Raw genomic sequence first — 11221 nt, forward strand, 5'->3', positions numbered from 1 at the left:
AATCTTCCCCCTCCTTTCGGATAGAATTGTGACGTCAGCCAGCCCGATAACCGATCAGCTGACAGCCCGCATCCGCGCAAGAAACTGATCAATCCGTTCACTCAAACTGTCACTTTGACGACCAAGGTTGTCGGCCGAACCGCGCACGTCAGTTGCGGCTTCTGTGGTGCCGGCAACCGCCGATGACACGCCTTGCATTGCCGATGAAATTTCACTGGTCGCCGATGCAGCCTGTTCGACATTCTGCGAAATCTCGCTGGTGGCAACGGTTTGCTGTTCAACAGCAGCAGCAACAGCCGATGCACGTTCGCTGATATCGGTGATCATGCGCACGATTTCGTCAATTGCCTCAACGGCCGAAAGCGTTGCCTGCTGGATTTCATTGATCTGCAATGTGATGTCTTCGGTGGCCTTTGCCGTCTGATTGGCAAGGTTTTTGACCTCGCTCGCGACCACGGCAAATCCCTTGCCCGCTTCGCCCGCCCGGGCGGCTTCGATCGTTGCGTTCAGCGCAAGCAAATTGGTCTGTCCCGCAATATCGTTGATCAGACCGATCACCTCGCCAATGCGCACGGCGGCGGCATTAAGACCTTGGATATCCTCGTTGGTTGTCTGCGCGCGCTGGCTGGCCGATATGGCCATTTGCGATGTATCACTGACCTGCCCGGCAATTTCATGGATCGATGCCGAAAGTTCGGTTGCCGCGGTCGCAACCAGCTGGACATTTGACGATGCTTCTTCCGTTCCGGCCGAAACGGTTGTTGATTGCTCATTGGCCGTGGCCGCACTGCTGCGCAGGGTTTCCGATACCGCATGGAGCTGCTGCACGGCGGTTCCCACCTCGCTCATCATGGCGACAACATCATTGTCAAATTCGCGAATGTGCTTTTCCTGGCTTTCGATGCGTTTGCGCTGCTTTTCATCCAGTTCGCGTTGCTGGGCTTCGAGTTTCTGGCGTTCCAGTCCGTTTTCACGAAACACCACAACCGACCGTCCCATTTCGCCGATCTCGTCTTTGCGATCTGCTTCTTCAAGTTTGACGTCAAAGTCATTCTTGGCCAGACGGGCCATCTTGCCTGTCAGGCCGGTAATCGCGCGCACGATCGCACGCGCCAGAATGATCGATAACAAAATCAGCACCAGCGCACCGGCGATAAAGATTGCGAAGGTAACCTGAACCCCGGTATGGGCAATTTCTTCGGCCTGCATCTGCATTCGTTCGGCGACCTCGCCGATGGAATTGCTGAGTTCCACCAGAACCGGCTCGACCGCACTGTAATAGACACTAAGTTGCGCAAGCGATTCCTCGCGGGCAAGAACGGCATCGGCCAGCGCCTTGAAGTCCGCGATATAGGATGTCATCAGCTTGGCCAGTTCGGCCTTCTTTTCGTCCTGAATGCTGCCTGCCTTTTGCAGGGCCGCGTCAAATTCCTTGGCTGTGGCATCCACATTGCTGACATAGACAGGATCAAGGGTGGCCAGGAAATCCTTTTCATCGCGACGCATCTTAAGAACCGCAATTGAAATATCCTTGGTGTTGGAAAGTCCCAGCATTGCTTCAAGCTGGGCAATCTTGCCAAGCGCGGTTTCCACTTCGGAGGCAGCTTCGCGCATTTCACCAAGCAGGCCGGAACTGGCATCCAGCCCGACCTTGCGTTGCAGTTCGACCACATTGGCAAATTCGCTGACATAGTCTTCAAAGGCGGCTCTTGCCTGATCTACCTGACCGATCAGTTCGCCGATTTCCTTGCGCCCGGCAAGTTCTTCAAGCCCGCTACGCACCGAAGCCGCCGCCTCGCTATGAGAGGTAATATATTCTTCGCTTTTACGAAGAACAAAATCCTTTTCATGGCGTCGGGCATTAAGGAATTCCCGCGAAATTCCGTCCACCACAAGCTGATCGGCGGTCGCGGCCTTGGCAATTTCCTGTGCGGACTGCCGTTGCTGATCTGCGACAAACTGGGTCGTTCCGACAACAGCAAAAATGACCAGTGCGACAATACTTATCAGTGAAATCTGATAGACAAGCTTCATACGCGACAAGAAAGACATGTTTCACCCCCCTAAAATCCAGTCCATGTGCGTTATTGTTCTTGTTACACGGCTGTCATAGAAACACCCCACCCAAAGTAGATCAATAAACACTTAAGTATAGACCGATGGGTGAAACCGGGTGTGTTCAGTCGGAAATAAAGCCAATTCGCCATTTATTTCCGCGCTCTGCGAACTATGTTGGTTGTTCTGGAAAGATGGTAATCTTGCCGGACGAATACCACCGTGCCGCAATCGACACAGAAATCAGGACGCAATTCACCCATGAGCAAAGCATGAGTACAGAATGAGTATCTGGGGCAAAATTATTGGCGGAGCCGCAGGTTTTGCCTTGGGCGGACCACTTGGCGCAATTCTTGGCGCAACAGCCGGCCATGTCGTTGACAAGATCAAAAGTGCGGCAAATGGCGGACCGCAGCTTGGCGGGCATGACCCGAGACAGGTTGCCTTTGCCACGGGTGTAATCGTGCTGGCCGCCAAGATGGCCAAGGTTGACGGCCATGTCAGCCGTGATGAAATCAACGCATTCAAACGCGTCTTTCATATCCCGCCGGGCGAGGAAAAGAATGTCGGGCGTATCTTTGATATGGCGCGCGCATCCTCGGACGGGTTTGAAATCTATGCGCGGCAAATCGCCACCATGTTCCGCGGCGAACACGCCCTTCTGGAAGGCATTCTCGAAGCGCTTTACCAGATCGCGATGGCCGATGGCGAATTGCATCCGGCAGAACAGGCATATTTGAAAAAAGTCGCCCATATCTTCGGGTTTGCCGATGTTGACTTTGACCGCGTCCATCACGCCTATACCGCATCGAACGGTGCCGATCCTTATGAACAGCTTGGCGTGACCCGCGATGCCAGTGACGATGAACTGAAAGCAGCACATCGCAAATTGTCGCGCGAAAACCATCCCGACACCTTGATGGCCAAGGGCATGCCGCCTGAATTTATCGAACAGGCGAATGACAAGATGGCCCGCATCAATGCCGCGTGGGATCAAATCCGCAAGGAACGTGGTATCCGCTAATTGCAAAACAGCGGAACGTAACGGCTGACAGATGATTTCCCTTGCAACGGCACCCAAATTGCTGTTTGCAGGGGACCTGTCACAGTGACCTGTTTTCTGAACTCAAGCTTATCGGTTTTTCCATGGCGCCACCGCTGATCAATATTAATGACATTCGCCTGACCTTTGGCGGCAATGATCTGTTTTCCGATGTGTCATTTGCCATTGGCGAACGTGACCGGCTATGTCTGGTCGGGCGTAACGGCGGCGGGAAATCCACCCTTCTGAAAATCATCGCCGGCGAAATCGAATCCGATGGCGGCGAACGTTTTGTCCAGCCGGGCTGCAAGGTTGCCTATCTTAATCAGGAACCGAAATTTGACGGCTATGACACGGTCGAAGATTTCGTTCTTTCGGCACTGGACGAACATGAACAGGAATATGCCTATCGTTCCGACATGTTGCTGGCGTCGGTAGATATTGATCCCAAGGCCGATCCCAAAAGCCTGTCGGGTGGCGAAGGCCGCCGTGCGGCAATTGCGCGTGCCCTGATTGCCGATCCGCAGGTTCTGTTGCTTGATGAGCCGACCAACCATCTCGACCTTCCGACCATTGAATGGCTTGAAGGCGAGATCAAGAATTTCCGCGGCGCCGTCGTGGTGATTTCGCATGACCGTGCATTCCTGAATGCGGTGTCGAACGGTGTCCTTTGGCTTGATCGCGGTGTCATGCATCAGGGGGCGATCAACTTTGCCAAGTTCGAAGAATGGTCCGAGGAAATCTATCGCAAGGAAGCCGAAGAACGCGCAAAGCTTGATAAGCTGATCGCACAGGAAACCGTCTGGTCCGTGCAGGGCATTTCGGCCCGCCGCAAACGCAACCAGGGCCGTCTGCGCCGTCTTTACGACATGCGCGAACAGCGTTCCAAACAGGTTGACCGCATCGGCAATGTATCGCTTGCCGCCGAGGCCGGCGAAACGTCGGGCAAGGTCGTGATCGAAGCCACCGACATCGCCAAGTCATTTGGCGACCGCCAGATCATTGCCGATTTCTCGACCCGTATCCTGCGCGGCGACAAGGTTGGCATCATCGGCCCGAACGGGGCGGGTAAAACCACCCTGCTTAAAATGCTGACCGGGCAGCTTGAACCTGACAGTGGCACGATCAAGATCGGTACCAACCTTAATCCCAGCTATTTCGATCAGAAGCGTATCGCGCTTGATGACGACAAGACGCTTTGGGATACGCTGTGTGATGTTGGCGGTGACCAGGTGATGGTGCGCGGCAATCCGCGCCATGTGGTCAGCTATCTGCGCGATTTCCTGTTTGATGAAAAACAGGCCAGAAGCCCCGTTGGCGCCCTTTCGGGTGGGGAACGCAACCGTCTGCTTTTGGCGAAATTGCTGGCAAAGCCGACCAACCTTCTGATCATGGACGAGCCGACCAACGATCTGGATATGGATACGCTCGATCTGCTTCAGGAAATGCTGGATGACTATGAAGGCACGCTTCTTCTGGTCAGCCACGATCGTGACTTCCTTGACCGTGTTGTGACGTCTTCCATCGTTATGGAAGGCGACGGAACGGCTGTTGAATATGCAGGCGGCTATTCCGATTACATCACCCAGCGCAAACTTTCGCGCGCAGAACCGGCCAAAGAAGACAAATCCGCCGCCAAGCAGGCCAAGAAATCAACAGGCACATCATCATCAACACCGGCAAAACCGAAATCATCTTCGAAGCTGAGCTACAAGGATCAGCGCGAATATGACAACCTGCCCGGGGCGATGGCAAAGCTGGAAGCGGAAATCAAAACGCTTGAGGACGCGCTTTCGGACAGCACCCTGTTCACCAAGGACCCGACCGGATTTCAGAAAAAGGTCGACCGCCTTGATGCCGCAAGAAGCGAGCTTGAAGCATCCGAAGAACGCTGGCTGGAACTTGAAATGCTGCGCGAGGAACTCGGTCTGGGATAAGAGCCCAACCGACACCCGAAAATTCCATCTGGCATCTTTTGCGCCCTGCTGCTTTACGTGATGTAAACACCGGGTCACACTTGTCTTGCGCGTGTTTCTGGCACGATCAGATATTCTCGATTGAAAAGAACTCATTTGTCGTTTGGCTGCAAACAGATGACAAAGGAATGTATCGTTATTGGGCACATGCGCGTGCCGCCCCTTATTGAAAGCCTGCTCCATGCCGCTTAAAGCAATGCTTATGGCCCTGTCCGTTGCCGTCATCTGGGGCATCAACATGCTGACCGTCAAAGGTGCCGTTGCGGAAATTCCGCCCTTTATGCTTACGGCCATACGCTTTGCCGCGGTCGCGATCCTGCTGATCCCGTTCACCCGGGTGCCACGCGGGCGCATGGGCCGTCTGGCGATCATTTCCGTTACATTCGGCAGTCTTCATTTCGGGGTACTGTTCTTTGCTCTGTCGATGATTGATGCCGGGCCGGTGGCGATTATTGTCCTGCTTGGCGTGCCGTTTTCATCAATGCTTGCCACCTATTTCTTTAATGACCGGCTTGGCTGGAAAAGGCTTTCGGGCATGTCATTGGCCTTTGTTGGCGTGACGATCATGTTCTGGGATCCGACCATGACCGATCTTCAGCTTCCGCTGCTGCTTGTGGTGTTTGCCGCCTTCATGTGGGCTGTTGCCAATGTCATGATCAAGAAGCTTGGTGATATTGATACCTTCCAGCTCAATGGCTGGATGGCGCTGTTTGCTACCCCGCAATTGCTGATCCTGTCGCTGGCGTTCGAACCGGGATCGGTGCAGGCGGTCTTTGACGCCAGTTGGGTGGCCTGGGCCAATCTGAGCTTCACGGTTGTGATGTCATCGATCGTTGCATATGGCTTCTGGTATCACTTGCTTAAAACACAGGATGTGAACGCGGTTGTGCCATGGTCGCTGCTTGCCCCGGTGATCAGCGTTCTGGGATCGTTTGTCGTATTTGACGAAGCCTTTTCAATGCTTAAGATCATTGGCGGGATTGTCGTGCTGTGCGGGGTGACCGTCATCATGCTGCGCAAACCCGTTCAGCGCAAAACACAGGGCATGGATTGATCCAGATGGCATCCGGGCAGTCACGAGACCACAAAACGGGGGAAATCATATCCCGTCCGTCGCCCAATTTCGGACCGCGACCGGAAGGCTGCCCGGTCGATATACTGGTTCTGCACTATACCGGGATGCAGACCGGCAACGATGCGCTTGAACGCCTGTGTGATCCGCAAAGTTCGGTTTCCAGTCATTACCTGATCGAGGAAGACGGACGCATCTTCGCCCTTGTTGACGAAGACAAACGCGCCTGGCATGCCGGGCGCGGATGCTGGCAGGAATGCGACGATGTGAATTCCCATTCGATTGGCATCGAAATCGTCAATCCGGGGCATGAATTTGGCTATCGTCCTTTTCCCGACATTCAGATCAGATCGGTGATCAGTCTGTGTCAGGAAATTCTGGCACGCCACAATATCCCCGCTGGTCGCATCATAGCCCATTCCGACATGGCCCCGGATCGCAAGGAAGATCCGGGCGAACTGTTTCCTTGGAAACTGCTTGCCGAAAACGGCATCGGTATATGGCCCGAACCAGACCATAAAACAGCACATCCGGTTGATCAGGAAGCTTTTGACAAGCTTCTTGACCGGATCGGTTATGGCTGGCCCGCAAGCGGTCAGGACCAGACGAAAAAGAACGATGATCGCATCAAACGCGCCATCGCATTTCAGCGCCACTGGCGTCCGGAAAACATTTCGGGTGTGCTTGACGGGCAATGCATGTCAATTGCCACTGCCCTTGCCGATATGATTGGCAAATAGGCTGCTTTATACGTTCCCCACCCCATCGCTTTTGCTTGACGTTCAGATCGATGTGACCTACATCCGCACCACCAGATGGCCGGATGGCTGCCCTTGTTGTTTACAACGGGGGAGGAAAGTCCGGGCTCCACGGAGACACGGTGCCAGATAACGTCTGGCGGGGGCGACCCTAGGGAAAGTGCCACAGAAAGCAAACCACCGACACAGCGCAAGCCTGTCGGAAAGGGTGAAAGGGTGCGGTAAGAGCGCACCGGTCCTTCAGCAATGCGGGACGCATGGTAAACCCCACCGGGAGCAAAACCTAATAGGAATGGTCGGCCGGGTGCTTCGGCATTGTCGGCAGGTGGGTTTTCGCACCACCATTCGGGTTGGTTGCAGGAGGCGTTCGGCGACGGACGTCCCAGATGAATAGCCATCCAGTGCGGTTCGCCGCATGGACAGAACCCGGCTTACAGGCCATCTGGTATTATTTCCCAAAACAAAAGGCGATGACTGAATTTGTCACCGCCTTGTGCGATCAGATGCGTCGTCCGAACACGCCGGGTTTCAGCCGCGCTCTGCGATGGATTGCGCGAAATGCTGATCTGCCTCTTCTTGGGTACCGACCGGGAAATCGGCCGCGGTCTGATCCTTGATCATTTTGCCCAATGTCGGAAGCGTCTTGCGATCGATCTGTGTGCCAGCGTCCCAAAGCTTGGAACGCATCAGCGATTTTGCACAATGCAGGAAGGCTTCCTCCACCGTGATTTTGATCGCGGTGATCGGCGGTTTGGGCGTATCGGCAAACAGATCAAGCAACGCCGGGTCAATGCTGATTTCAGCCCTGCCATTCACACGCAGCGTTTCATTCACGCCCGGAACAAAAAACAGCATCCCGACTTTGGGGTTATCGACGATATTGGCCAATGTATCGATACGATTGTTGCCCGGACGGTCCGGCATGACGATGGTGTTGTCATCGACAACCTTGATGAAACCCGGGCCGTCGCCACGCGGGCTGACATCGGCGTCGCCATTGGCATCAGCAGAAGAAATGACCGCAAAGGGTGCCAGTGCAATGAAATGCTTGCAATGCGGATCAAGCCGCGACAGGCATTTGTCAACGGCAAGCCCCATGGGTTCACCGTAAATCGCACGAAGCTTGTCATGCGTATCGATTTTGGTTTCTGCAGACGTCATCAAAAGGCACCTTATGCGGGAATCAGGGGCCGAAGGTGCGTTACTTGCGAACGCAAGTCAATTACCGATCAGCACCCCGGTCACGAAGCTATGATCTGGTCAACATTTTTGACGGCTGCGAACTCGCCATTCAGGCTTGCCAGTGCCACGTCATGCACCAGCTCCGCCGGAAATTCCCGCCCGTCCGGCAGGCTTCGATCAAAGGTCGCACAGGCATCTGCGGCAATGACAACATCAAAGCCAAGATTCCCGGCCATCCGTGTACTGGTATTCACACAATGATCGGTCGTGATCCCGCATAGCACCAGTTTTGAAATCCCCTGTGCGCGCAGGTCCGCCTCAAGACTTGTTCCGATAAAGGCCGAATTGACGTTTTTGCCATAGACCGCCTCGCCCTCCATCGGTGCGAGTGCCGCCTTGAAGGCATTCCCGCGATGATCGGGATGCAACCGCGATTGCGGTTCGGTCGAGTTGTGCTTGACGTGAATAACCGGCCAGGCGTTTGCGCGCCAACGGGTCAATAACCGCACTGCATTGGTTTCGGCATCGGGGTTATTGCGATTTCCCCAATAGGAAAGATCATCAAATCCTTGCTGCCAATCAATCAGGATCAGGGCGGTTCGGGTCATGGGTGGGGCTCCGATAACAATACGGGAAGATCAGGGCGCAGACTTTAGCAGCAATTTGTCTGGCGCAAATGACAAACACCCCACCAATATTGCCAAATGATCAGAGCCAGCCTTTGCGCTTGAAATACCAAAGCGGCAAAACCGCCGACAGGATCATCAAGCCGATGGCGACCGGATAGCCGAATTCCCATCCCAGTTCCGGCATGAATTCGAAGTTCATGCCATAAATGCTGGCGATCAGGGTTGGCGGCAGAAAGGCCGCGGCTGCGACCGAGAAAATCTTGATGATATTGTTCTGTTCAAGACTGATCATGCCAAGGGTCGCATCCAGCAGGAACGTAACCTTGTTGGCGATAAAGTTGGCATGTTCGGTGATCGACACGATATCGCGCGAAATCACTTTGAGCCGCGCCTTGGCATCCTTTTTCAGGCGCGTCTGGGTCGACAGGAACAAGCCAAGACGATGCAGGTTCAACAAGCTGTCCTTGGCCTTGCCAGACAGGTTGCCGGTACGCCCGATCTGACGAAGGGTTTCACGGTGATCCTGATCCGAGGCAATGTCTTCGGGACTTGCAAACACCTGATTGGACAGGTTTTCAAGATCGGTTGCTGTCTGTTCCATCAAATCGGCCAGACGGTCGACAATCTGTTCAAGCAAACCAAACAGCACCGCCTCGGCACTGTTGGCAAGTGACGGGCTGCGTTTGACCCGGCGGATAAATGTCTTGAAAGGAACCGGATCGGCATAGCGCAGGGTAATCAGCGTTTTCTTGACCAGGATAAAGGTTACGGCCGTTGTTTGCGGTGCATCCGTGGTCGCACGGGTCAGAACCGAAACCGTCATGAAAAGTGCGCCCTCTTCGTCATACAGACGCGATGACAGCTCGATCTCCTGCATTTCTTCGCGGGTCGGCACCTCGATCCCGAAGCGTTCCTCGATATCGTGGATTTCGCCAGGCGTTGGTGACAACAGGTCAATCCAGACAGGCGTCCGATCAGCCTTGCCACCATCCTGTTTGGTCGCGGTCGATGTTGTCTTGCCAAGCGCATTGGCCGTGATTTTTGCTGGTGCTTGCGCGGTGGTTGCCGCCGGTTCACCGTTTTCGACACCAACATTTTCGGCAACTGCGGCATCCGCGCTGTTGCCGTCATCCGCCGTTGCCCGGAGAGGGGCGAAAAATTCGTTGGTATCCATTAGCTTCTCCATCCTGACCGGCTTGCCGCGTGATACGGATGCCAGATTATTGCTTTGCTGTCATATGGTGTTTCCATTGCAATTCTGTCACCAGTCAGAATGGCAGAACCGTCTGGAATGAAAACGGATCAATATCGGGATTGGTTCCGCGTTTTTCGTCATAGGCAACACGCACCTGATCAAGGAACTCATCCTTGCTGATCATCTGGTCGTTGTTTGCATCATATGTCGGAAACAACAATTCCAGACGCCGGCTTTCGGTGCGCAGCCGCTGGCGATTGGCATCGGCCGTTCCGGGCAATTGTTCAACTGCGGCAAATTCGCGTGCCACCAGAACACTGTCGCCATTGATGTCACGCCGCCTGAACATCCAGCTTGAATAGGATGCGGCTTCGTCAGCACTGATACGGCCATCCTGATCAATATCGACCGGATGATATTGTTCGCGGTAAAGCTTGACCTGTTCGGGAATGCCTGCCGGTACGCCACCCGTTGCACCATTTTTCTGGGCAAGGGCCTTGGCAATTGCGTCATTGAGCCCCGGGATATTGGCAGTCCCGGTTCCGGCATCACCCGACAAACCCGCAGCACCATCAAGCGCCCCCAGCCCCGAAAGCCCGCCCAGACCAAATTGCGACATCAGTTCCGGGTTATTTTGAAGCTGCTTCATGATCAGCGGCAAAAGTTCGCGCATTTGCGGTGACGTCACCTCAGGCGAGGAACTGCTGCCGCCGGCCTTGTCCATGGTCAATCCTTGCGCATGGGCATCCCCGACGACACCGGGCCATGCGAAAAAGGTCCCTGATATTCCGGCACAAACCATGCAACCCATTAACACAATGGCAGCTTTTATCCGCAACAATCGCATCCTTCATTTCACTGACGCAGCCCCGCGCCAGTATTTGACCAAATATCTGATCGGTCTTGCTACTGCATATCCGGAAATCATCCGGGCATCACAAGACGTAAAACGCCCCGGGTTTCCGGAAATACCGTCCCGACATTTTGCAGGAGTTCGCCCGCGCATCAAACCCGATTGGGAGCCAAATCGCAAATTGTCTTCGAACGCCCCATCATATTCCAATTTTCGATCTGACCATCAAAACCCATGGATCGGGTCTTTTTATGGTCGCCCCATGGGTTCCCATGGAACCGAATTGGGATTTTATGGGCAGAAGATGGATAAGACCGTGATTCAATGTGTTTTTGAGGGAATTCAGGCTTTTCGCATGTACCGCAGAATCCGCAGAAACACACCAAATCGTCACATTTGACCCCATCAAATCCCATTGACCCCCATCATTTCCCATGATACCCCATAAGCAGGCATAAA

General features: G+C 54.3%; 10 protein-coding genes and 1 other RNA gene. 6 read left to right on the forward strand and 5 right to left on the reverse strand.

From position 1 onward, the window contains the following. Nucleotides 1-54: 54 nt before the first annotated feature. A complete protein-coding gene (locus WA429_RS17860; RefSeq protein WP_287466217.1) occupies nt 55-2052 on the reverse strand; it encodes a methyl-accepting chemotaxis protein in 1998 nt (665 codons plus the stop codon). A 286-nt stretch (nt 2053-2338) separates the two neighbouring features. On the opposite strand from WA429_RS17860, the gene WA429_RS17865 reads away from it, so the two are divergent. The 5 genes from WA429_RS17865 (at nt 2339) to rnpB (ending at nt 7353) form a co-directional block, all read left to right on the forward strand. Then, nucleotides 2339-3079, forward strand: a complete 741-nt coding sequence (locus WA429_RS17865; protein ID WP_068519535.1) for a TerB family tellurite resistance protein — start codon at nt 2339-2341, stop codon at nt 3077-3079. A 122-nt stretch (nt 3080-3201) separates the two neighbouring features. Continuing rightward, entirely contained in the window at nt 3202-5034 is a 1833-nt protein-coding gene (locus WA429_RS17870; protein ID WP_287466216.1) for an ATP-binding cassette domain-containing protein, read from the forward strand. A gap of 220 nt (nt 5035-5254) precedes the next feature. Continuing rightward, complete coding sequence (locus tag WA429_RS17875) at nt 5255-6127, forward strand: DMT family transporter (RefSeq protein WP_068519534.1); 873 nt, start codon at nt 5255-5257, stop codon at nt 6125-6127. 5 nt (nt 6128-6132) lie between these two features. Continuing rightward, on the forward strand, nt 6133-6885 hold the full coding sequence (locus WA429_RS17880; protein WP_287466215.1) for an N-acetylmuramoyl-L-alanine amidase: 753 nt from the start codon (nt 6133-6135) through the stop codon (nt 6883-6885). A 71-nt stretch (nt 6886-6956) separates the two neighbouring features. Then, nucleotides 6957-7353, forward strand: an RNA gene (gene rnpB, locus WA429_RS17885) — RNase P RNA component class A. Between the two features lie 78 nt (nt 7354-7431). Here rnpB and WA429_RS17890 read toward each other — a convergent pair. The 4 genes from WA429_RS17890 to WA429_RS17905 all read right to left on the reverse strand — a co-directional run bounded on the left by WA429_RS17890 (nt 7432) and on the right by WA429_RS17905 (nt 10582). Continuing rightward, nucleotides 7432-8064, reverse strand: coding sequence for a pyridoxamine 5'-phosphate oxidase family protein (locus WA429_RS17890; protein WP_114113716.1), 633 nt, complete (start codon nt 8062-8064; stop codon nt 7432-7434). An 80-nt stretch (nt 8065-8144) separates the two neighbouring features. Continuing rightward, nucleotides 8145-8693: a cysteine hydrolase family protein gene (locus WA429_RS17895; protein ID WP_287466214.1), complete on the reverse strand. Its 549-nt coding sequence runs from the start codon at nt 8691-8693 to the stop codon at nt 8145-8147. Nucleotides 8694-8793: 100 nt separating this feature from the next. Next, the gene (corA, locus tag WA429_RS17900; RefSeq protein WP_287466213.1) at nt 8794-9888 is read right to left on the reverse strand and encodes a magnesium/cobalt transporter CorA; all 1095 of its coding nucleotides are present in this window, start codon (nt 9886-9888) and stop codon (nt 8794-8796) included. Between the two features lie 94 nt (nt 9889-9982). Then, nucleotides 9983-10582, reverse strand: coding sequence for a hypothetical protein (locus tag WA429_RS17905; RefSeq protein ID WP_242512716.1), 600 nt, complete (start codon nt 10580-10582; stop codon nt 9983-9985). Between WA429_RS17905 and WA429_RS17910 the strand changes: the two genes are divergently transcribed. Beyond that, entirely contained in the window at nt 10557-11162 is a 606-nt protein-coding gene (locus tag WA429_RS17910) for a hypothetical protein (RefSeq protein ID WP_258548233.1), read from the forward strand. The genes WA429_RS17905 and WA429_RS17910 overlap by 26 nt on opposite strands. The last annotated feature ends 59 nt before the right edge of the window (nt 11163-11221 follow it).

The sequence above is a fragment of the Thalassospira sp. CH_XMU1420-2 genome (assembly GCF_037029325.1).
GTDB classification, from domain to species: domain Bacteria; phylum Pseudomonadota; class Alphaproteobacteria; order Rhodospirillales; family Thalassospiraceae; genus Thalassospira; species Thalassospira povalilytica.